General features: G+C 71.7%; 16 protein-coding genes and 1 pseudogene. 6 read left to right on the top strand and 11 right to left on the bottom strand.

The annotated features are described in order from the left end of the window. The first annotated feature begins 59 nt into the window (after positions 1-59). A complete protein-coding gene (locus ACZ3II_RS39090; protein ID WP_465525063.1) occupies positions 60-1,397 on the top strand; it encodes an MFS transporter in 1,338 nt (445 codons plus the stop codon). Here the strand turns inward: ACZ3II_RS39090 and ACZ3II_RS39085 are convergent. Genes ACZ3II_RS39085 through ACZ3II_RS39060 form a run of 6 tightly spaced genes read right to left on the bottom strand, consistent with a single transcriptional unit; the run spans position 1,391 to position 8,516 of the window. Then, on the bottom strand, positions 1,391-3,448 hold the full coding sequence (locus ACZ3II_RS39085; RefSeq protein ID WP_465525061.1) for a protein kinase domain-containing protein: 2,058 nt from the start codon (positions 3,446-3,448) through the stop codon (positions 1,391-1,393). The genes ACZ3II_RS39090 and ACZ3II_RS39085 overlap by 7 nt on opposite strands. Continuing rightward, entirely contained in the window at positions 3,445-4,227 is a 783-nt protein-coding gene (locus ACZ3II_RS39080) for a PP2C family protein-serine/threonine phosphatase (RefSeq protein ID WP_465525059.1), read from the bottom strand. The genes ACZ3II_RS39085 and ACZ3II_RS39080 overlap by 4 nt, the downstream gene beginning before the upstream one ends. Beyond that, positions 4,224-4,796 carry an FHA domain-containing protein gene (locus ACZ3II_RS39075; RefSeq protein ID WP_465525057.1) on the bottom strand — a complete coding sequence of 191 codons (573 nt, stop codon included), beginning with the start codon at positions 4,794-4,796 and terminating at the stop codon, positions 4,224-4,226. Before ACZ3II_RS39075 ends, ACZ3II_RS39080 begins: the two co-directional genes overlap by 4 nt. Next, a complete protein-coding gene (locus ACZ3II_RS39070; RefSeq protein WP_465525055.1) occupies positions 4,784-5,431 on the bottom strand; it encodes a 4Fe-4S cluster-binding domain-containing protein in 648 nt (215 codons plus the stop codon). Before ACZ3II_RS39070 ends, ACZ3II_RS39075 begins: the two co-directional genes overlap by 13 nt. After that, positions 5,428-7,275 carry an AAA family ATPase gene (locus ACZ3II_RS39065; protein WP_465525053.1) on the bottom strand — a complete coding sequence of 616 codons (1,848 nt, stop codon included), beginning with the start codon at positions 7,273-7,275 and terminating at the stop codon, positions 5,428-5,430. The genes ACZ3II_RS39070 and ACZ3II_RS39065 overlap by 4 nt, the downstream gene beginning before the upstream one ends. Continuing rightward, positions 7,272-8,516, bottom strand: a complete 1,245-nt coding sequence (locus ACZ3II_RS39060) for a hypothetical protein (protein ID WP_465525051.1) — start codon at positions 8,514-8,516, stop codon at positions 7,272-7,274. The genes ACZ3II_RS39065 and ACZ3II_RS39060 overlap by 4 nt, the downstream gene beginning before the upstream one ends. 266 nt (positions 8,517-8,782) lie before the next feature. Here ACZ3II_RS39060 and ACZ3II_RS39055 point away from each other — a divergent pair, with 266 nt between their 5' ends. Then, complete coding sequence (locus ACZ3II_RS39055; RefSeq protein ID WP_465525049.1) at positions 8,783-9,916, top strand: hypothetical protein; 1,134 nt, start codon at positions 8,783-8,785, stop codon at positions 9,914-9,916. Positions 9,917-9,964: 48 nt separating this feature from the next. Here the strand turns inward: ACZ3II_RS39055 and ACZ3II_RS39050 are convergent, their stop codons facing one another. Together ACZ3II_RS39050 and ACZ3II_RS39045 are read right to left on the bottom strand one after the other, a co-directional pair. Continuing rightward, positions 9,965-10,144: a hypothetical protein gene (locus tag ACZ3II_RS39050; RefSeq protein ID WP_465525047.1), complete on the bottom strand. Its 180-nt coding sequence runs from the start codon at positions 10,142-10,144 to the stop codon at positions 9,965-9,967. Between the two features lie 12 nt (positions 10,145-10,156). Next, positions 10,157-11,962, bottom strand: coding sequence for a caspase family protein (locus ACZ3II_RS39045; RefSeq protein WP_465525045.1), 1,806 nt, complete (start codon positions 11,960-11,962; stop codon positions 10,157-10,159). A 105-nt stretch (positions 11,963-12,067) separates the two neighbouring features. Here ACZ3II_RS39045 and ACZ3II_RS39040 point away from each other — a divergent pair, with 105 nt between their 5' ends. Both ACZ3II_RS39040 and ACZ3II_RS39035 read left to right on the top strand, forming a co-directional pair. Further along, entirely contained in the window at positions 12,068-14,731 is a 2,664-nt protein-coding gene (locus tag ACZ3II_RS39040; RefSeq protein ID WP_465525043.1) for a CHAT domain-containing protein, read from the top strand. A 14-nt stretch (positions 14,732-14,745) separates the two neighbouring features. Beyond that, entirely contained in the window at positions 14,746-16,689 is a 1,944-nt protein-coding gene (locus tag ACZ3II_RS39035; protein ID WP_465525041.1) for a CHAT domain-containing protein, read from the top strand. On the opposite strand, the gene ACZ3II_RS39030 is transcribed toward ACZ3II_RS39035, so the two are convergent. Further along, positions 16,683-18,368: a discoidin domain-containing protein gene (locus ACZ3II_RS39030; RefSeq protein ID WP_465525039.1), complete on the bottom strand. Its 1,686-nt coding sequence runs from the start codon at positions 18,366-18,368 to the stop codon at positions 16,683-16,685. The genes ACZ3II_RS39035 and ACZ3II_RS39030 overlap by 7 nt on opposite strands. 386 nt (positions 18,369-18,754) lie before the next feature. Here ACZ3II_RS39030 and ACZ3II_RS39025 point away from each other — a divergent pair. After that, positions 18,755-19,165 (top strand): annotated as a pseudogene (locus ACZ3II_RS39025) (transglycosylase SLT domain-containing protein); the annotation flags it as partial. A 63-nt stretch (positions 19,166-19,228) separates the two neighbouring features. Here the strand turns inward: ACZ3II_RS39025 and ACZ3II_RS39020 are convergent. Continuing rightward, positions 19,229-19,711: a GNAT family N-acetyltransferase gene (locus tag ACZ3II_RS39020; RefSeq protein ID WP_465525037.1), complete on the bottom strand. Its 483-nt coding sequence runs from the start codon at positions 19,709-19,711 to the stop codon at positions 19,229-19,231. Positions 19,712-19,867: 156 nt separating this feature from the next. Between ACZ3II_RS39020 and ACZ3II_RS39015 the strand changes: the two genes are divergently transcribed. Further along, positions 19,868-21,190 carry a PIN-like domain-containing protein gene (locus tag ACZ3II_RS39015; RefSeq protein ID WP_465525035.1) on the top strand — a complete coding sequence of 441 codons (1,323 nt, stop codon included), beginning with the start codon at positions 19,868-19,870 and terminating at the stop codon, positions 21,188-21,190. 122 nt (positions 21,191-21,312) lie between these two features. Here the strand turns inward: ACZ3II_RS39015 and ACZ3II_RS39010 are convergent, their stop codons facing one another. Beyond that, positions 21,313-23,583 (bottom strand): M4 family metallopeptidase, encoded by a 2,271-nt coding sequence (locus ACZ3II_RS39010; protein WP_465525033.1) that lies wholly within the window; start codon positions 23,581-23,583, stop codon positions 21,313-21,315. Positions 23,584-23,646: the final 63 nt, after the last annotated feature.

Genomic DNA, 23,646 nt, shown 5'->3' with positions numbered 1-23,646 from the left:
CGCCGCGACGGAGATGTGTCCTCTGGCGGAACACTGTTTCCATCGGTAGGGTTCCGCCCATGGCGATCGTGGAGTCCGAGCAGGTCAGGGAAGTGACGGCCTACCCGGGGCGGCCGCCTGTCACGGTGAAGAGAGGGTCGGGGGCGCCGTTCGGGTGGTGGCCGGCGGTCTGTGTGGCGCTGGTCGCGGCGATCGATCGGGTGGAGTACAACCTGCTCGCGGGGGCGCTGCCGACGATTCAGAAAGAGTTCGGGTTCAGCGATGCCCAGGGTGGGGCGATCGCCACGGCGGGGGCGATCGCGGCGATCGTGCTGCTGTTGCCGGCGGGGAAGCTCGCGGACACCGGGAAACGTACGTGGACGGTGTCGGCGATCGTCGCGGTGTGGGCGCTGCTCACCGTCGGGACCGGGCTCGCCGGGTCGTACGCGGCGCTGTTCGCGGTGCGGGTGCTGCTCGGGGCGGCCGGCCAGCTCTACAACCCGCCGTCGTCCAGTCTGCTCGGTGACCTCTATCCGGGGCCGGGACGAGCGCGGGCGTACGGCTACGAGCGGATGGCGTACTTCGCCGGCCTGCCGATCGGGGTGATCGCCGGCGGCGCGCTGGCCCAGACCGTCGGCTGGCGGACCGGGTTCTTCCTGGTCGCGATCCCCGGCGTGCTCATCGCGCTGCTGGTGCTGACGGTCCGGGAGCCGGTCCGTGGGCTCGGTGACAACCTGTCCCGCTGGTACGCCGACACGAACGCGCAGGAACGCGAAGCTCCCGATCAGGCCGGGCAGAAGATGTCGGACCAGCTGACGGAGCTGTGGCGGATCCGCACCCTCCGCTCGGTGATCATCGGGTTGAGCATCCTGTTCTTCGGGCTGGGCGGCCTGTTCTTCTGGATGCCGTCGTTCTACGGCCGCGAGTTCGGCCTGCCCGAGGCGTCGGCGGCCGCGGTCGGTGGTGGCGCCGGGCTGGTCGGCATCGTCGCCGGCATTCTGGCCGGCAGCCGGCTCGGCGACCGGCGGCACCGGCAGCGGGTGGCGATCGGCGGATGGTCGCTGCTGTTCGGCACGGTCTTCCTGGCCGGGGCGGTCAGTGTGCCGGTCCTCGTGCCGCAGGCGGTCTGTTTCACGCTCGCCAACGTGGGGTTCGCGGCGGCGATCGCGAATCTGACCGCGGCCAACGCCGATGTGGTCGCCGCACATCGGCGCGGTCTCGGGTTCGCGGTGCTGCAGATGCTGGTGACGCTCGGCGGCGCGCTGGGCCCGTGGCTGATCGGGGTGGCGTCCGACGCGACCGGGTCGCTGCGGTGGGCGTACACAGTCGTGTTGTTGCCCTTGATCGTCGGCAGTCTGATCGTCCTCCGTGGCCAGCGCACCTACCGCGAGGACGCCTCCGCCGCCCTGGGTCAGTAACCGGAGAAGCTGCCGGAGATCGCCGAGATCAGGTAGCAGAACTGCAGCACCGTGCCGACGCCGCCGAGCCCGATCGCCCACGTCGACGCGGACTGGTAGGCGGTACGGCGGGCCCGGACCCCGAAGTAGACGGCGGCCGGCCCGGTCAGGAACCCGAGGAACGGCACGCAGCAGGCCAGGATGCCGCAGACCACACCGACCGGGACGCTGATCTGGTCGATCTTGGCCCGGTTCTCCGCGACGGCCTGCTGTTCGGCGGCGATGCGGCGGCGTTCGGCCTCGGCACGCTGGTTCATCGTCTGCTGCGCGGCGACGGGGGCGGCCATCATCAGTACGGCGTGGTGGGCGGCCTGGTACTGCGGGACGATCTGCTCGCCGGCCAGGTTCCGGAACCACTGCTGGTGCAGGGCCTCCGGGTTCTGCGCGGCCTGGCGGGCGGCTTCGGCGTACTGATGGCCCTGCCCCTCGTAGGCGGTGACCAGCAACTGCATGCGCAGCGACTGGACGTGGTCGGCCTGCACGGCGACGTTCTCCTGCTGCAGGCGGCCCACCGCGGTGTCGACCGACCGGTGCCAGCGGTCGTCGAGCATGGCGTAGCCCGTACAGCCGGGAGCCTCGTCGCAGATGGTCAGGATGCCGTCCTCGTAGACCTGGTCGAGCACCTGCCGGGCCGCGGGCTGACCGCCGACCGCGTCGCGGAGCAGGGCGTGCAGGTGTTCGCCGTCGAGGCGGCGGCCGTTGAACTCCGGCGGCACGTTCGGGTCGAGGGCCATGATGACCTGCATCAGGCCGCGTTCCGGGCGTTCGTCGACACCGTTGTCGAGAGCCTGCACCGCCTCGGTGCGCTGATGCTTGGTCATCCAGTCCTTGAGCGCCAGGTACTGCGGGGTCTTGAGCTTGCGGCCGGCGAGCAGGCGGCGGCCCTCACCCCAGTCGGCGCGCAGGGCGGCGGCGAGCTGAACCGGGTCGTTGAAGCCGCGGCCGCCGAACACGTACGTGGCGTTGCTGCCCCGGGTGGTCGGCCCGGCGCCGGTGGCCGTGGCCGGTTCCGGGTCGGCGACCGGCGGTTTGCCGCCGTTGCGCCACATCGCGGTCTGCTGCGGGCCCCACCGCTTGTCCGGGGCGCGGGTCAGCAGGCCGCGCAGCAGCAGCCGCCAGTGCTCGTCGGCCACCTCGGACACGTCGATCTCGCGGCTGATCAGCTCGTTGGTGATGAACCTGTCGTCCATCCAGGTGCCGTCGGTGCGCTGGAACGGGCTGCGGCCGACCAGCAGTTCCAGCAGCACCATGCCCAGCGACCACCAGTCACTGGACCGCGACACGCCGCCGCCGATGGCTTCCGGCGGGGCATAGGCGGAGGTACGGGAGTTCGTGCCGATGTGGTGGGTCGCGGCGATGAACTTGGTGAGCCCGAAGTCGGCGAGCACCATGTCCAGGGGGTTGATCGACCGGATCAGCACGTTGCCGGGTTTGATGTCGCGGTGCACCATGCCGAGCGAGTTGGCGTACGCGATCGCCGGCGCCAGCTGATCGAAGACGGACAGCACCTGCGGGGCGGGCCACGGGGCCGGAGTGCGGCGCAGCAGCTCCTCCAGGGAGCCCTCACTGGCGAACTCCAGGATCTCCCACACGTAACCGTCGCCGCGGCCGTAGTCGAGCAGGGCGATCAGGTGCTGCCGGTCGGCGAGCAGCAGCCGCCGCAGCTTGTCGTCGTCCAGCGGCAGGTCCTGGCGGCGGTACAGCCGGACCACCCGCTGTTCGCCGGTCTCCCGGTCGTTGGCCAGCAGCACGTCGGCCTCGCCGCCGGCGCCCAGCTCCCGGTCGACGATGTACTTCTGCTGCAGGGTCGGCGGCAGGTTGACCCGGACGAACCGCTCCCCCGAGGTACGCGGCCCCGGCGCGACCCCGTCCCGGGTGGTCCCGGGAGCCTGATCACGGGTCGTCCCGGGAGCGGCGGTGTCCCGGGTCGTTCCCGGCGCGGCGGTGTCCCGAGTCGTGCCGGGCGCGGTGTCGCGGGTCGTTCCCGGCGCCGGGTAGGCGTTCTCGGTCACGGGATGTTTCCTTCCTGAGCGGTACCGGTCTGCTCGGCCGGTTCGGGAACGGTGACCAGGACGATCGACACGTTGTCGCGGGCGCCCGCGTCCAGGGCGGCCCGCAGCAGCGCCGCCACCGCCGCCCGCGGGTCGGAGGCTTTGACCAGCTCCTCCTCGATGCGCTCGGCGTCCAGTTCGTCGGTGAGGCCGTCGCTGCACAGCAGGAACCGGTCCCCGGGCCCGACCTCGGTCTCCAGCACGTGCGGGGTCACCGGGGTGGGCCGCGGGTTGCCGCCGAGCGCCTGGGTGACCACCGTCGCGATGGTCTCCTCCCCGGCCCGGGTCACCGAGTCGTCCTGGGAGAGCTGCACCAGGTGCGCGTCCCGCAGCAGGAAGCAGCGGCTGTCGCCGACGTTGGCGCAGATCGCCCGGTCGCCGGCGAGCACCAGCAGGACCACCGTGGAGCCCATCCCGGACCAGGCCGGAATGTGCGCCATCTCGGCGTACACCGCGTCGTTGGCCTGCTGGACGGCCCGCACCACGGCGTCCTGGTCGTGCAGGAACGGCGCCGCGTCGGTGATCGTCGCGGCGGCGACCCGGCTGGCCCGGGCGCCCTCGGCCAGGCCGCCGAGACCGTCGGCGACCAGGCAGGTCACCGGCCGGACCGGGTCGATGGCGAACCGGACCGGCTGCCCTTCCAGGACGCCGGACTGGAAACCGGCGACGGCGACGGTGTCCTGGTTGTGGTCGCGCTGCCGGCCGCGGTGGGTCACGGCGACCACGTCGATGTTCGTCACGCTGGCTCCCCTGTCACGGTGGCTTCCACATCGGCGGCGAACCGGACCCGGTCCCCGGCCCGCAACGGGGTGGCCCGCCGTGGCTCCAGGCGGTGGCCGTTGACGAAGGTCCCGTTCGTGGAGTCGAGGTCCTCGACGGTCAGCGCGTCGCCGGTGGTCCGGAACTCGGCGTGCTTGCGCGAGATGTTGGAGTGGTTCTGCAGCCGCCCGGCGATCGGGGAGTTCTCCCGCCCGACGAGGAGCGGCGCGCCGGCGGGCACCGGGATCGTGCCCCACGCGAACCGCAACGTCGTCGCTCCACCGACGGCGGACGAAGAAGCGGCGGACGGAGAAGCGGCCAGGCCGCAGGCACGGCAACCGGCAGCGGGCGCCCGGCCACCGTGCGGGCAGTCCGGATCGCCGCAGGTGGGCCCCTGAGCGGCCGGAGCCGGCGCCGGCTCCTGGAGCGGCGCGGTGGCCTCGTCCGCCGACGGTTTCGGGACCGGGGTGACGAAACAGAGGTTCCGGCAGTACTGCTCGCCCGGCGCGATGTCGCTCTTGCAGCTGGGGCACATCATCAACTGCGCCATGACGCCTCCTCGTACGCGAGCCCGCGCCGGGCCATCGCCGCTTCGAGGGCTTCGAGGTCGCCCGGCGCGGGCACGCCGATGTGGTAGATCCGGTCGCCGTCGGTGCCGACCTGGATGCGGGTCGTCCCGGCCGGCCGGTCCACCTCGGCGTCGTAGCGTTCGTGCCCGAGCGGACTGAGCGGCACCAGATCCTGGTTGGCCGACCCGCGCCAGCGCAGGCCCGGCGCCTGATCGGCGAGGAACCGGCCCGGGATCACCGCGTCCAGCAGGGCCAGTTGCGCTTCGAACCGCGCCCGCAGCACGGTGAGGCTCCGCCCGCTGTAGGCGAGCAGGTCCACCGGGCGGGAACGGCCGGCACGCCACACGTGCAGGGCTTCCAGCAGGACGAGCAGCGCCTCCGGCTGGTCGAACGGCTCGCCGCCGCTGATCGTGATCCCGTCCACGTCACCGGGCAGGCCGGCGCACCAGTCCGCGACCGCCGTGACGTCGACCTCGGTGGCCGGGTCGGGGGCCCAGGTGTCCCGGGACACGCAGCCCGTACACCCGATGCCGCAGCCCTGGGTCCAGATCCCGGCGCGTCTGCCGTGACCCAGCACGACCACCGGATAGTGCACCCGGTTGATCCTGATCCTCATGCCAGGCTCACCTGCCAGATGCCGTCGGCGTGCCGCAGCTCGCTGACGGTGACCGTCCGCCCGGCCAGGTCCTCGCGCCGGAACAGCTCCCGGGCGAGGGGGTTGACCAGGGCGCTCTCCAGGTGCGAGCCGATGCCGCGGCCGCCCATGCCCAGGTTGGCGGTGGCGCCGTCGAGCAACTGACGGCGGACGTCGTCGCTGAGCTTCAGATCGACGCCGTGTTCGGCGCGCAGCCGCTCGCGGACGTGGGTGACCAGCACGTCGAAGATCTCGGTGGCGGTGCCGGCGTCGATGAAGTTGAACACCACGATGTTGTCGCCGAGCCGGTTCAGCAGCTCGGGCCGGTTGAGGACGGTCTCGAAGTGGTGCTTGACCGCCTCGGTGACCCGTTTCTCCAGCTCCTCGCGGGTGAACGGGGCGTGCAGCGGATCCGCCTGCTTCTGGATCTTGTACTCCTCGGCGGTCACGCCCAGGTTGGAGGTGAAGACCAGGACGGTCTCGGAGAAGTACACGGTGGAGCCGCTGGCGTCGGTGAGCCTGCCGTCGTCGAGGATCTGCAGGAACTTGTCCAGGATCCGCGGGTTCGCCTTCTCGATCTCGTCGAACAGCAGCAGGCTGAACGGCCGCTGCCGGACCGCGTTGGTCAGCTCGCCGCCCGCGTCGTGGCCGACGTAACCGGGCGGGGCGCCGATCAGCCGGTCCGCGGAGTGCTCGGCGGAGAACTCGCTCATGTCGAACCGGGTGTAGGCGCGGGCGTCGCCGAAGATCTGCTGGGTCAGCTCCTTCGCCAGCTCGGTCTTGCCGACACCGGTCGGGCCGGCGAAGAACAGCACGCCGCGCGGGCGGGACACGTTCCCGCCGGCGTGCGCCCCGGACAGCCCGAGCACCGCACGGACCAGGATGTCCACCGACCGCTGGATGGCCTCCCGCTGGCCCTTGACCCGCGAGGAGATCAGCTCGGCCGCGGTCTGCATGCGACCGCGCAGGTGGGAGGCCCGCCACGGGTTGTCGTGCACCCCGACCCGGTAGCAGCGGACCGCCTCGTCGATGTCGGCGATCGGGGTACGCATCCGGGCGGCGAGCCGGGCGATCGCCATCATGCTGCGCAACGTCATACCTTGCGTCTGCTCGGCCAGCCGCCGTTCCAGGGACCGCTGCTCCTCCTCGTTCGCCTCCCGGTACCCGGCGAGGGCGTTGGCGAGCCAGCGGGCGGCGGTCTCCCGTACCCCGAACTCGGGCAGCGGCACCGCGATCTTGCGGATGTCGTCGTTGCCGGCGGTCAGCCAGATCGGCAGGTCCCGCTCGTTGTTAACCGCCCAGATCACCGGGTTGTAGAGCGGGCGGAAATCGCCTCCGGCGGGCTTGGGGTACGCGACGCGCGACAACCGGTCACACCGGGCGAAGAACGCGTGCTCCGCCGGATCGAGGCGCCCCGGGTCGAGGATCAGCCGGGACGCGAAGTCGATCAGCACGGCGCTGCGCTCGTTGTCCGCCCCGGTGACCCGCTCGATCACCTCCGACAGCGGCCCGAGCGGCCCCTCCTTGTCCTTCCACGGCCCCCACGCCGGTTTGTTGTCGCGCTGCACCACCTCGGCGGCGGCCTTCGCGGTCACCGGGTCCGGCGGCAGCACCCCGAGCCCGGCCACCGCGTCGGCGACCACCAGATGCGGGTAGCCCTCGTCGGCGAGCACCCGGTGCAGCCCGGTCTGCAGGTCGCAGGGCTCCCAGCCGTGCGCGGCGGGCAGCAGGAACACGTCACGGACGTTGCCGTACAGCACCACCTGCGAATTGATCGACAGCGCGGTGCGCACCTCCCGCAACCACGCCGGGTATCCGTCGCTCATCGGGGCAGCTCCCTCTCCCGGCGCCGGTCCTGGTCACGGCGGCGGTCGTCACGGCGACCGCGGTCGAACGGGAACCGGGCCGGATCGACGTTCTGCACCTGCGGGTCGCCCTCCTCGCTGCGATGGGTGGTGGTCACCTGCAGGCCGTGCGCCTCCAGCGCCGGCAGCAGCTTGTCGACCGCCGAACACCACTGGTGCTCGATCGCGGCGACGTCGTCGGCGACCGCGCCGGCCGGGGCGACCATGTTGAAGTAGTAGGCGTTCTCCTCGCCGCGGCTACGGACCCGTACCGCCAGGTCCTCCCAGCCCTCCCGGCGCAGGTGGGCGAGGCCGTTACGGCCCAGCGCGGTGTCGAAGTCCTCCTCGACCGTGCAGCCGATCTCCTCCAGGGACTCGCGCAGCGCCTGCCGGGTGTAGTCGCGCACCATCGGCGCCAGCGTCGCCGCGACCGCGGCGTCGACCAGCAGCGACAGCGCGGGCAGGTCCGGATCCGGGTCGGCGCCGGCGGCGCTGATCGCGGCGAGCGCGGTGTCCACGGCCGGCCCGGTGTACCCGGCCAGCCGTGCCGCCAGCTCCCGCAGCGCCGACTGCCGGCGGCGGACCTGCTCGTTGGCCTGGTCCACCGAGTACCGCAGGTCGTCCAGGAGCCGCAGCCGGGCCGCCTCGGACGCGGCGGTCAGCGCGTCCGCGGCCCGTTTCTGCAGGATCCTCGCCTGGCCTGGCGGCACTCCCCCGTCCATCCGGCCGAGCACCCGCTGCAGCGACTCGGCGACCCGGGCGCTCGGCGCCGGAACCGCGGCGGCGGCCTGCGGACGTCCCGGCACCGGCGCGGGCTTCGGCAGCCGGTCCAGCGCGGCGGCCACCTCGTCCATCACCCAGCGGGTCCGGGCGGCGGCCATCTCGGTGCGGAACCGGCTCTCGGCGGCGGCCAGCATCGCCTCCGCCCGCTCCGCCCACTGCTCGCCCCTGCCGAGGTCGAGGGCGGCGCCGGGCACCTCGCCGAGCGGCGGCCCGGCCGAGATCATGGCGCCGAACTGGGCCTGTCCGCGCTGGATCTGGTCGTGCAGCAGCCGGTGGTCGGCGACGATCCGGGCCACCCGGTCGGCGACCGCCCAGCCGCGGGTCTGCCGGGCCGCGAGCCGGTCACCCGCCGCGCCGGCCAGCATCCCGACACCCCGGGCGGCGAGGAAACCGGCGCCGGCCACCAGGCCCACGCCGACGATCGCCGGCGCGAGGAACACGACTCCTACTTCTCCGCTCAATGTGCACACACCCGGGGACGGTGGACAGGGACGCGCGTATCTGACGGACAGCTGTGAGCGCGCTGAAGGGCTGATCGACGATCATCCGGCCGAGGACTGTCTGAAAGTACGAAATGGACGTCCGAACCGGTGCAACCGCGAGTGGCGGCGGACGCACCCGGCGTGGTTGGGCCATGCTGTCCGGGGTGACCGGCCGTCGCGATGGACGGGCCGGTCACATCGCTTCCGGCAGAGAAGGAGCGCAGGTGGGCGTCGCGAACAGGCCGTCCCAGCGACTGGCCGCAGCACCGGTTCGGGGCCGGCAGAGCACTCCCAACGGCCCGCCCGCGGGTGGCGGCAGCCGGCTCAACGCCGCGCCCCTGCTCCCGGCTCCGCCCCGGCAACGGCAGCGGCCCGACCGGGTGCAGCGGCTCCGGGAGCTTGCCGGCAACGGCACGCTGGCCGCGACGGCAGCCGCCGCGAGCCCCGCCGAACGCGCCGAGCTGACCGGCGCGGCGTACGACGTGGTGTGGCCCCTGGTGTACGCGCGGATCACCCGCCGTTTCGAGCAGCTGCGCGGGCACACCACCTGCGCGTCCGGGGTGTCGCACCTGACCGACGAATGCCTGGACCGGTTCCACGACGACGTCGAGTCGGTCGTCGGCGATCTCCTCGCGCACGCCCGCCAGCCCGTGCACCAGCTCGAGGCGTGGATCACCCGGCGGCTCGTCGCCGCCACCGTGGACGGGCACCGGCGCCGCCGCGGGGCGCGCGGGGCGCTGCAACGGCCCCGGCTGCCCGGCTGGGTCGCCGCCGGGCTCGGCAACGACAGCTGGCTGACCGCGCTGGCTCTGGAGATCCTCACCTGGGTCGGCGTCCGTGTCACCGCGGGCGCCGGGGTGTGGCCGCTGGAGGTGTGGTCCCAGCACCGGGCCACCGCCACCGGCGACTGGTCCGGCAGCACCCCGGCGGTGACCGCCCGTGACGTCGACACCGTGCTGGCGGTGATGCGCCGCCGCCCCGAGTGGTACGAGGCCTATGTGGAACGGCCTCTCGGCGCCAAGCAGCCACCGGTCGCGAGGGCGCCGCTGGACGCCGGGGAGACCGTCACCCCGCTGGCGCTCAGCGACGCCGGCGACCGGGCCGAGACCGAGCTGCTGCGTCTCGCCGCCGACGCGGTGGAGGCCATCGAGGCCCGCCTGAGCCGTGGCGAGCGGGCGGAGACGATCGTCGCCGACGTGATCCGTACGGTGTTCGGCGGCGCTGTCGCCCCCACCCTCGACCAGGCGCCGCACTCGGTGGCCGACCCGCTCGGCGAGGTGGCGGGCGCCCTGACCGACATGACCACCATGAACCGCATCGTCGCCACGGTCCTGTCGATCGTCGGCAACCGCCCCTGACTCAGCCATCGCAGCAGCGTGCGGCGCTGCCGGGGGCGGGATTCCGATCTACGCCGGGAAGCCGGTGTCACCTTTCGGCAGGCCGTCGGCGGTGAGCGCCGCCCGCCGCGCGGCGAGCTCCTCGGCGGCCGGCGCTTCGGCAGTGGTCTCCCGGTCGGCGAGGGCGGCGCGCAACTCGGCGGTGAGCAGGCGGTGCAGGTCCTGGCGTTGCCGGTCGGTCAGCGTCATCGTCGTGGCCGGTCACCGCGGGAGATGATCATCGGGACAGTCTGCCTCATCCGGCACCACGGTGCGCAGTTCCAGCCGCTGGACCGTCCAGTCGCTCCCGGGCGCCGGTGGGCCCGCCGCGTCCATGTCACGCACCTCGCGGGAGGCGACGCCCAGCCGGGGCAGCAGGTACGGGTCGGCGGCGAACTGCCGTTCCGACGCCACCACCAGCAGCCAGTCGCCGGCCGACTGGCCGGGCTCGATCGGCTGGCCGGCCGGCAGCGAGACCCGGATGCGCCGGCCCCGCATCGCCGCGACCGTACGGCCCGCCCCGATCGGGGCCGGCGGGAACAGTCTCGCGTGCACGGCGAAGCTGGGGGCGAGATCCAGCACCGCGACGTACAGTTGCCGCCCGGCGGTGTTGTGCAGGTTCATCAGGATCTCCGGAGCGGTCCAGCCGGTGCCGTCCCGGGTGTATTCGATCTGGTACGAGCCGCCGCCCGCCGTCGTGACCGACTGGCCCGGGGAGGCCGGCAGGATCTCGACCCGGATCGGCTCGCCCAGCCGTGAGCCGTCGTTGTCGAGATGGTCGCGCAGCCACAGCCACCGGGCCATGTGTTCCAGCGTCGCCGTCATCTGTCCGGGTGCGGCGTCCACCTCGACGGTGCGGCCCTGCCGGTCGGTGACGTGGGCACGACCGGGTCCGGCGGCGGTGACCGTCAAAGTGACCGGTTCGCCCGCCTCAGCCGCCCGCAGCAGGGGTGACCCGGAGACGTCGGCGCCGGCGACCGTGGCCATCGGTCCCGGCCGGGCCGTGATCACCATCGGGTACTGCCGATCCGGGTCCGGTTGCCAGCCGGGAAGGGGCGTCACCAGGCTCCGTTCCGGCTCCACCTCGTCGATCCGGACCTCCCATCCGGTGCCGAGGACGCCGTACCGCAGCCCGTCCGGATCGGGCGGCAGCCCGTGGGCCCGGCCCGCGTCGATCTGCCAGCCGTGGCTCTCGCACGACATCACGACGCCGGTGCCCGCCGTGCCGGCCTCACCCCGCAGGAACCGCATGCCGGCCAGCTCGGACGTCGCCGGGTAGAGCTGCGGCACCTGCCGGAACGCTCCCTGCCGGGCCACGTCGCTGCGGGCCGCGGCGAGCAGTTCGGCATAGGTCGCCGAGGGGCCGAGGCGGCGCAGCGCCCGCAGCAGGGTCCAGGTGAAAAGGCCGTGATGGGTGCCGTCGAAGTCCCGTTCCTCGGCCTTCTGGTCGCGGCGGCACGCGGCCAGCGCCACGTGCTCGGGCGCCGCCGGGGCAGCGGCGGACAGGGTCCGGGTGGCGCGGTCCGGGCCGGGCGGCACCGCGCGTGCCCGGGAGCCGATCACCCGGGTTCCGCTGTCGGAGTGGCACGAGTCCAGCACGACCGCGACGTGCCCGGCACGGGCGGCCACGATGTCCAGCAGCACCGACAGCTCCTTGTCCCACAGATCGGGGACGCCCGCCACACGGCTGTCGTGGCACACCAGGGTCTGGACCATCCCGGTGCCCTCCACCACCCACGCGTCGTCCGGCGCCTTCGCCTGCGACCCGTGCCCGCTGAACCAGAACAGAGCGGTGTCGTCCGGCCCGGCCTGGGCCAGGTGGGTACGCAACCCGGCCACCACCCTCGACAGTGTCGCCTGCTCGTCGCGCAGCACCAGCGGATCCAGGACGGTGCCCGGCCGGACCGTGGCCCGCAGCATGGCGAGCACACCGGTCACGTCGTTGCCGCAGCCACGCAGGTCGGGCACCAGCGTGTTCGGGGCCGCGTACCGGTCCACCCCCACCAGCAGGGCGTACACGGCGCTCACCGGCCGGCCTCCGGATCGATCATGGTTCCTCCCTGGTCGCTGTTCCTCTCTGACGGACGGTCCGTCAGTAAGGGACGAGGGATGCGACGTACGGATGGAGGACCGGTGAGCGACCAGGACGACGTGATCGCGAACGCGGTGGCCGGCCACGGGGACCTCGACGCGGCGCTCGGCGCCTTCACCCGGCTCCCGGAGTCCGCGCCCGGCCGGGCCCGGCTCGCCGCCGGCCTGGTGGAGCGGATCTTCCGGGCCGGGACGATGCCGGGAGCCCACCGGGCGCGGGCGCTTCCGGCCCTGCTCGCGGCGGCCGACACCGATCCGCCGGACACTCCCGCGTGGCGGCGGACCCGTACCGCCGCGGAGGTCCTGCTGCTGGTTCAGGACCCCGCCGATCCGCGCGCGAACCTGGAGATCCTGGAGAAGCTGGCCGCGGAGAACGCCGCCGACCCCGGCCTGCTGCCGCTGTTCGCCTCCGGGCGGATGGCGCTGCGGTTCGCCACCGCGGTGCAGGACGGCGACCCCGGCGCGATGGCCCGGATGCCCACCGAGGTCGCCGGGTTCCTGTCGGAGTTGCCGCCGGAGGTCGCCGGGCTCCCCGAGGCCGAGGTGATCACCCGGATGACCGGGATGCTCGCCGACCACGACTACGACCCGGGCACCATCCGGGAGACCCTCGCCAAGCTGCCGCAGGACGGGCCGGTGCGGGCGGCGTTCGACGAGGTCTCCCCCTCCCTGGACGCCTTCGCCGGCCTGCTTCGGGACGATGCGCCCCGGCCGACCGACGAGCAGCTCGACGCGTTCGCCGTCCACGCCGGGCGGCCCGGCCTCGCCGACGCCGACCGGGCGCTGCTGCACAGCCAGGCCGGTATGGCCGCGCTGCGGGCCGGCCGGGAGGACGACCCCGGCCGCATCGCGCTCGGCATCGATCACATGCGGCAGGCCCTGGCGTTCGCCGGGCCGGACCATCCGCAGCGGGTCTTCTTCCTGGGCGTGCTGGCCACCGCGCTGCTGCGCCGCCACGAGAACGCGGGCACCGGCGAGGATCTGCGGGAGGCGGAGACACTCCTCGACGAGGCCCGGACGCGGGCCGGCGGGCCGCAGCACCCGCAGTGGCAGATCATCAACGAGATGCACGGGCAGATCGGGCGGCTCATCGGCGAGCGTCCGGACGCCCACCTCGCCGCCCTCGACGGTCTGCGCGGCACGGTCTGGCAGGTGCTCGTCCAGCCGGACCTGGCGTCCGCGACCGCCGCTGTCCGCACCGCCGGGGACGAGGCCATCGACGTGGCCCGGCAGTGCCTGGCCGCCGGCGACCCGGCCGCCGCGATCACGGCGCTGGACTCCGGCCGGGGACTGGCCCTGTTCGCGGCCACGGTGACCGGGTCGCTGACCGAGCGGCTGATCGAGGCGGGCGCGGCCGGACCGGCCGAACGCTGGCGGGTGGCGGCGGCCGGTGGCGACCCGGCGGCGCTCTCGGCCGGCCTGCGCCGGGACGTCATGAACGTGCTGTCCGAGCACGGCACGACGGCCGCGCTGCTGGACCCGCCCGGCTTCGCGGAGATCCAGCAGGCGCTGACCTACCTGGACGCGGATGCGCTGGTGTACCTCGTACCGGGAGAGAAGGTCCGCCCCGGCCACGCCGTCATCGCCCCGGCGTCCGGGCCACCGAGCTTCCTCGCGTTGACGGGTCTCACCCTGGGCGACGTGCCGAACGTCGGCGAGTACCTGACCGCGCTGGAGAAGCGGGACATGGACGCCGCCGAGGAGGAGGAGCCGGCCACCGCGGCGGAGCTCACGGCGCGCCTGGCGGAGGTCGGCCGGTGGGCCTGGGACTCCGCGATGCGGCCGCTCGTCGAGACGTATCTGCCGCGGCTGACCGTCCCGGACGGCAGGCCGCCGCGGATCGTGCTGATCCCGATGGGCGAGCTGTCGCGCATTCCGTGGCAGGCCGCCCGCCGGGCCGACGGCAGGTACGCCGTCGAGCTGATCGCCGTCTCGCAGGCCGCCTCGGCGCGGATGCTGGTGCGATCGGCCACGCTGCCCGCGGTGCCGCACACCGCGACCGGGCTGATCGTCGGCGACCCGGACACCCCCGGCTCCTCGGCGCGGGCCCTGCCGGCGGCACGGATCGAGGCGTACGCGATCCGGCAGATGTTCTATCCCGGCGCCCGCTACCTGGGCCGCCGGCCGGACGGTTCGCCGAGCCGGTCCGGCCGGGGCACCACCGGCGAGGTCCGCGCCTGGCTGACCACGCCCGCCCCGGCCGCCGGCGGGGTGCTGCACCTGGCCTGCCACGGTCTGGTGCGGTCCGGCGGTGACCGGCCCACCGCCTATCTGCAGCTCGCCGCCGGCCACGACGACGACGGCAGGCTGACCGCGGACGAGCTGGTCGCGCTGCTCGGCGCGGCGCCGGGCCGGCACGTGGGCCTGGTGGTGCTGGCCGCCTGCCGGACCGGGTTGTCGCTCAGCGGGTTCGACGAGGCGTACAGCCTCGGCACCGCGTTCCTGGCCGGCGGCGCGCGCACCGTGCTGTCGAGCCAGTGGAACGTGCCGGACAGCGCCACCTCGGCGCTGATGTTCATGGTGCACCGCGGTCTGCGGGTGGCGGGCCGCCCGGCGTGGGCGGCGCTGCGGGACGCGCAACTGTGGATGCTGAACCCGGACCGGGAGATCCCACCGGACATGCCGGACGCCCTGCGCGACCGGCTGGCCGGGGCCGGTCTCGGCGAGGTGGCGGCGTGGGCCGCGTTCATCCACGGCGGACAGTGAGGGGAGATCGCATCATGCCGGAGAACGAGGACCTGCGGTCGATGGTCGAGCGGGGCGCCGATCTCACCAACCGTTACCTGCGGGCCGGGCCGGGTTCGGCGGGCGCGCGGCCGCACCTGGATCAGGCGATCACCGTGCTGGAGCAGGCGTACCAGCGCATCGAGCCCGGGGAGGCGCTGCGCGGGCACGTCGCCGGGCAGCTCGGCTGGCTGTACGGGATCCGGCACCTGGCGCACGGCGGGACCGCGCAGGACCGGACCACCGGGATGCACCTGCTCGACGAGTCGCTGCGGTTCCCCCATCAGGCGCCGGTGCAGGCCGGCGGCTCGAAACTGGTCCTGGGGCAGCTGCTCCTGGCCGGGCTGACCGCCGGGATGAAGTCGCCGGACGCGATGATGCGGATGATGACCGGCGGGGGTCAGCCGGCCGACGTGCGGGACGCGGATCGGGCGATCGCGCTGTTCCGGCAGGTCGCGGACGGCCCGCGGGTCAGTGCGGAGCTGACGGCGTCGGCGCGGACGCTGGCCACCGTCGGTGAGGCGTTGCGGGGCATGCTCGGCGGGCCGGGCGGCATGGACTTCAGCAAGCTGGGCCAGGCCCTCGCGGCGGCGCAGTCGTTCCAGCAGCAGATGGGCGGCAGTGGCATGCCCCCACCGCCGATGCCGGACATGTCAGCGTTCTCCGGTTTCGCGGAACGGGCCGAACCGGACGTGGCCTACGATCCCGGGCGGGTGGCGGTGGTCGACGGACCCGTGCCCGAGAATGGCCCGCTCCCCCGCCGACGGCCCGTGCCGATCCCGGCGACGCCCGCCGCCGAACTCCGCGCCCTGCTCGGCGCCGACCTGGACACCCTGCTCACGGCCCGGGACCCGGCGGCCGTCGACGACCATGTCGCCCTCACCGCCGCGATCGCCGACGCCCCCGGCGCGCTCCCCACCGACCATCTGGCCCTGGCCGCCGCCCTGATCGCCCGCCACCAGGCGGAGGACGACGCCTGGCCGGACGTCCCGGACGATCTCCAGGTCGCGGCGCGATCCTTCGACCGGGCTGCGCCCGGTCTTCCGAGCTTGACCCCCGATGGCGTACGGGCAGCCGTCCGCATCGCCGCCGAACTCCCCCGCCCGCCCCGTCTCGAGCCGATGTTCGCCGAGGTCACGGCCGCGATGCGGGATGCCGGGATCGGCGCTCTCGCCTTCGGTCCGCTGGCACTGGACGCCGCCACCGGCCGCCTGGAGCCGGTGCCCGACGGCACCCGCTGGACCGGCCGGGTCGCCGCGACCGTCCCGATCGGCGGGGACGCCACCGTGTCGTACGTCAGCACCGCCGCCGAACTGCTCACCCTGATCCGCCGGGGCCGCCGCCCGATCACCGAGGCCGCCGTGTTCGTCGCGAACCCGCGCGGGGACCGCGACGCCGCCACGATGGACGCGCTGCGCCTGCGCCGCGCCTTCTATCCCAAGTCCACCGGTCTCGGCCGGACGATCGAACTGAACGACGGCGACGGCACCCCGGCCGAGGTCGAGGCCCACCTGGACGCCTCGATGCTGCACCTGGGTTGCGGTGTCACCGCTGACGGCGCCCTGGAACTGGCCGGCCCCGAGATCCTCACCCTCGCCGGAACCGCCGCGGTGACGGGTGGCGTCGCGATCCTGCCGCCCGGACCGAACGCCGTGAACGCGCTGGCCGGCGTGTTGCTGACCCGCGGGTTCACGGCGGTGATCGGGTTCACCGAGGCCGTCCCCGATCGGGTGGCCTCACTTCTCTACTGGATGCTGCACACCGCGCTGGTCGACGACGGCCTCGCCCCGGCGGAGGCGGTGGCGGCGGTCCGCGCCTGGCTACGTGATCCGAAGCGCGAACCGCCGGAACTACTGGCTGCCGAATATCCGGGCATCACCGCGGCGTTCGATCTGGACGATCCGGTGTACGCCCGCGCCCTGATCTGTCACGGCTATTGATAGACCCGGACGTAGTCGACGAGCATCCGGCTGGGGAACGGGGTGGTGGCGTCGATCGGGCCGGGGAAGTCGCCGCCGACGGCCAGGTTGAGGATCAGATAGAACTTGTGGTCGAAGATCCACGGGCCGCGGGTGTTCTCCACCGTCTCCTTGGCGGCGTCGAAGACCTGCCTGCCGTCGAGGAAGAAGCGGATGCCCCGGCTGTCCCATTCGGCGGCGTACACGTGGAAGTCCTGGGACAGGTCCGGGGTGGTGTACTTCTGGCCGTACCCGCCGGCGCCGTTGTAGGCCGGGGCGTGCAGCGTCGAGTACGCCTCGCCGGTGTTGCGGCCGAGGACCTCCATGATGTCGATCTCGCCGTTGTACGGCCAGGGCCGCCCCTGCAGGAAGTCCTCGCCCATCATCCAGAACGCCGGCCACAGCCCGTTGCCCTTCGGCACCTTGATCCGGGCCTCGATCCGGCCGTACTGGACGTGGAACTTGCCGCTGGTGTTCATCCGGTGCGAGGTGTACTGCCGGCCCTGGTAGTCCTGCCGGCGGGCCTCGATCACGAGCTGCCCGGCGCCGTTGAGGGACGCGTTCTCACTGTTCGGGGTGTAGTACTGGATCTCGCCGTTCTGCGGCACGCCCGGGTCCATCGTCCACTTGGCGGCGTCCGGCTTGCCGCCGGACGGGCCGTCGAACTCGTCGGCGAAGACCAGGCGGGTGGCCGGGAAACTCGGATCGGCGGGCCGGTTCGGTGGGGTCACGGGGTTTCCTCCGGTTCCGTAGACACTGAACTCCCACAACGAGTATCCGTAGGGGCCGCTGCGCGCGGTGCCGTACAGCCGCACGTACCGGCCGGAGCCGGTGACGTTCAGGACGTCCTTGAGACCGTCGCCGCTGGTGGTGCTGTAGACGGTCGTCCAGTTCGCGTTGTCCGGCGACACCTGGATCTGGTACGCGCGGGCGTACGCCGGATCCCACTGCAGCACCACCTGGCTGATCTGCGCGGTCGCGCCCAGGTCCACCGAGATCCAGCCCGGGTCCACCCAGCCGGTCGTGGAGCTGGTCGCCCAGCGGCTCGCCGGGTCGCTGTCGAACGCCTTGTCCGGGCTGCACGGGTTGCAGTTCACGTCGTTCTGCCAGCTGGAGGCCTGGGCCGGCTTGCCGTAGGACAGCAGCCCCGACGCCGGCGCCGCGCCACCGGAGTAGACCCGGAACTCCCAGAACGAGTAGCCGTACGCCTCGAGCGCCCGCTGGGTCAGGTTGATCCGCACGTGACGGGCCGTCCCGGAGACGGCGATGCTCTGCTGCCCGCCGGTGCCGGTGGTGGTGGCGTAGGCCTGGCTCCAGGCGCTGCCGTCGGTGGAGAACTGGATGGTGAAGGCGCGGGCGTACGCCGCCTCCCAGTCGATCGCGATCCGGCTGACCACGGTCGGGGCGCCGAGGTCGACCTGGAACCACTGGCTCGCGGCGTACGCGCTGGCCCAGCGGGTGCCGCCGTTGCCGTCGACGGCCTCCCGGGCCTGGTAGGCGCCGGCCGCCTCGGTGGACGACGCGGTCGCGGTTCTCCCTTGCGAGACGAGCACTTCGGCGGCGGCTGCCGGGCCGGCGAGGAAGCCTGCCATCAAGCCGGCGAGCGCCACGGTCAGAGCGAGCTTGGGGGTACGTTTCTGTTTTCGGGCAGGGTTCAGCACGGACGGACTCCTCAGGGGATGTGTCGAGTCTGTTTCCCAGCGGGGAACAACCTGTGAAACCGCTCTCTGCTCGCCACCGTGGCACCGCCGTCAACGCGAGTCAATGCCAGCCGGAACCGGTTTCGGTACCGGTTCCACATTCGCCCAGCTCAGCCCTCGGTCCCCGCCGAGGTTCCGGAACCCCGGCTGGTTCTCGGGGCTGTCTCGCGGGCCGGGAGACAGCCCCGAGAACCAGCCGGATGATCGACGATCGGCTGAACGGATCATCCTGGGACGGGAGTCCACTATCGACGGCGATCGACAGGTAGCCTTCGCGAGGCCCCGCATCCCCCGGAAGGTTCCGCTCGCCTGTGCGCACGTTCCTCGTGACTGTCGTCGCTGTGTTCATCGCTTTTCTGGCCAGCCCGCTCGTGCGCGCCGACACGACATGCGCGGCCGGACCCGTACCCCCGCAAGGTCTGGAGAAATGGAACGCCGAGCAGATCGCGAACGCCCGGCTCATCGTCACCATCGGCAGTCAACGGCGGATGCCGGACGAGGCGCTGGTGATCGCGGTGGCGACCGCGATGCAGGAGTCGAGCCTGCGCAACCTGCGCGGCGGCGACCGCGACTCGATCGGCCTGTTCCAGCAGCGGCCCAGCCAGGGGTGGGGCACGCCGAAGCAGCTGTCCGATCCGGCCTACCAGACCAACAAGTTCTACGACAAGCTGCTGAAGGTCAAGGGCTGGCAGAAGATGCGGCTCACCCAGGCGGCGCAGGCGGTGCAGATCTCCGCCTTCCCGGAGGCGTACGCCAAACACACCGCCTCCGCCACCCGTCTCGTCACCACCCTGAACCCGACGGTCCCCTGCCCCTGACGATCATCCTGCGGTCAGCGGCAGCAGCATGGTGTCGGAGCCACCGTTACGGCCCACGACCGTGAAGCCGCAGCGTTCATACAGCTTGCGGGCGGTGTTGCCGTCCTCGACGCTGAGGCTCAGCCCGGGTGCGCCCCGGTCCCGGGCGAGATCGATCACGGCCGTCATCAGGGTCCCCGCGACACCCCGGCGGCGGGCATCGGGCAGGACGCCGAGTGTCAGTTCCGGGACGTCCGCGGCCACGAAGCCGTAGCCGGCGCGGTCGGCGGAAAGCGCCCGCCCCCAGACCGCCCCGGCCGGCGCGCCGTCGATCAAGGCGATCAGCCCCACGTCGCCGGGGCCGGGAAAGCCGTCGAGGTAGCGGCGTGCCATCCGGTCCGTCCGGATCCAGCCGAGAGTGAAGCGTTCCTCCGACCAGTTGTACGCCGCCAGGAGAACCCGCTCGAGGAAGGGCAGGTCCTGGATATCCGCTTCCCGTGTCCGCATCGAACCAACATAGCCAGCCGGGGACACGACCGGCTTGGGACCGAACGCCATCACGGTCGCGACCACGAGGATTCGTCCCGAAATCGCCATGTGAATCCGCCAGCCCGAACTGAGAGATCGATATGACCTAAAGTCCGATACACCTACTGAGGACAGATGAAGGTGGCCGTGCCGGCTTATCATGACTTCAGTGAACAATTCAGACACTTTTTCCTGCCCGATGAATCCGAGATCAGGGACGCACTGCTCTCCGGGCTCATCGTATTCGACACGAACGTTCTGCTCGACACTTACCGATTCGCCGAGCAGGCACGCGAACAACTGCTCGGAATCATGTCGAAGATCTCCAGCCGGTCGTTCATACCTCATCAGGTGGCGTTAGAATTCCACAGAAACAGAATTGAAGTTCTGCGTGGCCACAAGACGAGCTACGCCAACGTGATCCAAGCCGTGGAGAAAGAGCAGGACAGCCTGAACGCGGCTGTCGCCGACCTCATCAGACAGCTCGCCAACCGGGCATCACTGACAGATCACCAGCGAGACTCCGCCCTTACCCTCCTTTCCGAATCACTAGGCCCCTTGCGGCAGTATTTGGAAGGACTCAAGGAGAAACACAACTTGGCGACAACGGACGCGGATCCCGTATTGGAACGATTGCAGACCATCTTCGCGGGAAGGGTCGGTTCCCCCTTCGACCCGGCACGAGAGGACAAAGAAGGAAAAGAATTCACCAAGCGGGCGGCTCAGAAGACCCCCCCGGGCTACAAGGACGCACCGCGACACGGCGACTATTTCGCATGGAAACAAGCGCTGGAAGAAGCGAAGAAACAGGGAACGCAAACACTTCTCATCATCACGAGCGACCAGAAAGAAGACTGGTACCTTCGAATTCAAGGCAAACCCTCAGGGGCTCGCCCGGAGCTTATCGAGGAGGCCTTCACCGAGTGCGGGGCCCGGCTCATCTTGATGCCGACCAAGAATCTGTTGCGCAAAGCGGCCGAATTCCTGGACGCCACAGTCAGCGACGACACGATTCGGCAAGCAGAGGAACTCGGCGAACAAAGACAGGCAGGCGATGACGCCGCCTCGATGGCAATCAACTCCCGCGAGAAATACCAGTACCTCGAACGGCTGAAGTACGAACTCGACGAGATGTTCGCCGACAAACCCGGCTACGCGGTCACGGACACAGGCTTCGACACCACCAGCGACATCTCCATCTCGACCCCACGCGGAGAGGTCGTGATCATAGTCAAGTATTCCTTCGGATCACCTCTGGAACCGAGAAGGTTCCGCGATGTCCTTCATTCGGCGAGCCGTGCGGGCCTGGAAAATTTCGTGTGCGTGACCAACGTCGAACTCCCCAAGGCCGCCGAGCTCTACAATCATCAGGGAAAAGCGGAATTCGTACAATGGAGGAATGCGGCCGACAACAATCTCCTCCACAGAGCGATCCTGAGGAACATCAACCCTCACTGATACTCGCGGGTCACTGAGGAATGGGCCGGGTCGCTGGCGCGATCATGCCGCCGGACGCGCCCGGCGATGGAACTGGCCGGCGCCGGAAACCGACGCCGGTCAGCACGCACCTCAGGGAGCGATCAGAGGGTCAGGGTCCAGGAGTTGATGTAGCCGACGTCGTTGGAGGCGGCGTCCTGGACGCGCAGGCGCCACGTGCCGTTGGCGGCCTCGGTGGACAGGTTCGCCGTGTAGGTGGTGTCGATGTTGTCGGCGCTGCCGCCGGAACGGTTGCGCAGCGTGTAGGCGCTGCCGTCCGGGGCGACCAGGGCGACGACCAGGTCACCGACGTACGTGTGCACGATGTGGATCTCGACCTTGCTGGTGGACGAGGCGTTCCGGGCACAGCCGCTGATGGTGACGGCCGAGGTGACGGTGGTGTTGTCCGTAATCGCCACGTCGGTGGCGTTGGTGCCGGTGCAGCTGCCGCCGCCGGAACCGTTCACGGTGAGGGTGAAGGCGGCGGTGCGGGTGGCGGACGTGCCGGCGCCGTTGACGGTGACCGTGTAGGTGCCGGCCGGGGTGGCCGCCGTGGTGGCGATCGTCAGCGTGGAGGCGCCGCCGGCGGTGACCGAGGCCGGGCTGAACGAGGCGGTCGCGCCGCTCGGCAGGCCGGTCGCGGTGAGGGCCACGGTCTGGGCGCTGCCGCTGGTGACGGCGGTGCTGACGGTGGCGGTGACCGACGAGCCCGGGTTGACCGAGGCGGCGGCCGGGTTGAGCGACACCGAGAAGTCGTTGCCGGTCGAGCAGGTGGCGTCGTTGCCGGCCACGTTGACCGCGGTCCAGGCGGCCTGGACGGTCTTGTACTCGGTGGAGCACGAGCCGTACAGGTCGGTGGCGGCGCGCAGGGTGTAGGCGCGGGCCGTGTTGGACGGGGTCGACGAGTTCACGTAGCGGGTGTTGGAGGTGAAGTACGCGTCCAGCGCCCGGTACCAGATGGCGGCGGCCTTGGTCCGGCCGATGCCGGTGACGGCGGGCGCGGAACCACAGACCGGCGAGGTGCCGAACGAGGTGGCGCCGGTGCCCTCGGCCAGGTTGAAGAAGAAGTGGTTGCCGACGCCGGACGAGTAGTGCACGTCGACGGAGTTGGTGCTGGACGACCAGCAGCCGTGGCCCTTGCCGTCGAGGGTCGGGTTGTACATGTAGCGCAGCGGCGTACCGTTGCCATTGATGTTGATCTTCTCGCCGACCTGGTAGTCACCCGGGTCCGCGGGGGCGTTGGCGTAGAACTCGACCATCGTGCCGAAGATGTCGCTGGAGGCCTCGTTGAGACCGCCGGACTCGCCGGAGTAGGTCAGGCCGCCGGAGACCACGTTCTCGGTGACGCCGTGCGACATCTCGTGGCCGGCCACGTCCAGGGAGACCAGCGGGCGGGAGTTGCCGGTGCCGTCACCGTAGGTCATCTGGGAGCCGTCCCAGAACGCGTTGACGTACGCGTTGCCGTAGTGCACCCGGGACGGGACGCCCGCGCCGGTGCCGAAGATGCCGTTGCGGCCGTGCACGTTCTTGAAGTAGTCGAACGTCTTCGCGGCGCCGAAGTGGGCGTCGACGGCGGCGGACTGCCGGTTGGCGTTCGCGCCGGTGCCCCACGCGTTGTCCGCGTCGGTGAACGTGGTGCAGGTGCTGGTGCCGTTGTTCATGTCGCAGGTGCGGCCGTTGCCGTGCGACGGGTCGATCATGCTGTAGGTGGAGCCGGACAGCGTGGTGTCGACCGTGACACTGCCGGAGTAGATGCTCGCGCCGGTGCCGGCGACCGTCTCGATCTCGTCGAACTCGCCGACGAACGCGCCGGTCTGCGCGTCGCTGATGACGTGCAGCTTCGACGGGGTCTGGCCGTCCTCGGCCCACCCCTCCACGACGGTCTCCCAGGCCAGCCGGCCGGTGCCGGTGCTCGCGTCGACGAACAGCTCGGGCGCGCCCGCGGTGCTGATCCGGCCCTCGAACCGGGCCTTCGCCGCCTTCGCCGCGGCCGCCGCGGTGATCTTCGGGGTGGCGCTGAGCGACAGCGGGTCGTGCAGGCCGACCGAGGTGCCGTTGAAGGCGCCGCCCGGCTTGGTGTGCACGACGAAGTCACCGCCGTAGACGCGCAGGCCCCGGTACTCGCGGGTGTAGCGGACGTGGGCGGCGCCGTCGGCGTCCACCTTGGCGCGGTAGGCGGAGTAGGTCTCGCCGGGCGCGGCCTCGACGACGGCCGGGGCGGCTTCGACGATGTCGTCCGCCCGCTCGACGGCCTGGGCCTGCGACGGCGGTGTGACCGGAGGCGTGGGCGGCGCCGCTGACGTGCTCGTGGCGGTGGCCACGAGGACACTGCCGGCCAGCAGGGTGACGCCGGCCAGCGCGATGGGTTTCTTCACTCGGTTCCTCCCCGAACCTGATATGCACGTTTGACAACGTGTCGAGTCAGTATGGAGAAACAC

It is taken from the genome of Actinoplanes sp. NPDC019969, assembly GCF_055562375.1.
The sequence above is the reverse complement of the archived record's forward strand: the minus strand, read 5'-3'. Positions and strand labels throughout refer to the sequence as shown.

Bases quoted from the DNA above. Each gene is read 5' to 3' on its own strand.
- ACZ3II_RS39065 (WP_465525053.1), bottom strand. From the start codon at position 7,275: ATGAGCGACGGATACCCGGCGTGGTTGCGGGAGGTGCGCACCGCGCTG.
- ACZ3II_RS39020 (WP_465525037.1), bottom strand. From the start codon at position 19,711: ATGCGGACACGGGAAGCGGATATCCAGGACCTGCCCTTCCTCGAGCGG.
- ACZ3II_RS39070 (WP_465525055.1), bottom strand. From the start codon at position 5,431: ATGAGGATCAGGATCAACCGGGTGCACTATCCGGTGGTCGTGCTGGGT.
- ACZ3II_RS39050 (WP_465525047.1), bottom strand. From the start codon at position 10,144: ATGACGCTGACCGACCGGCAACGCCAGGACCTGCACCGCCTGCTCACC.
- ACZ3II_RS39035 (WP_465525041.1), top strand. From the start codon at position 14,746: ATGCCGGAGAACGAGGACCTGCGGTCGATGGTCGAGCGGGGCGCCGAT.
- ACZ3II_RS39075 (WP_465525057.1), bottom strand. From the start codon at position 4,796: ATGGCGCAGTTGATGATGTGCCCCAGCTGCAAGAGCGACATCGCGCCG.
- ACZ3II_RS39090 (WP_465525063.1), top strand. From the start codon at position 60: ATGGCGATCGTGGAGTCCGAGCAGGTCAGGGAAGTGACGGCCTACCCG.
- ACZ3II_RS39015 (WP_465525035.1), top strand. From the start codon at position 19,868: ATGAAGGTGGCCGTGCCGGCTTATCATGACTTCAGTGAACAATTCAGA.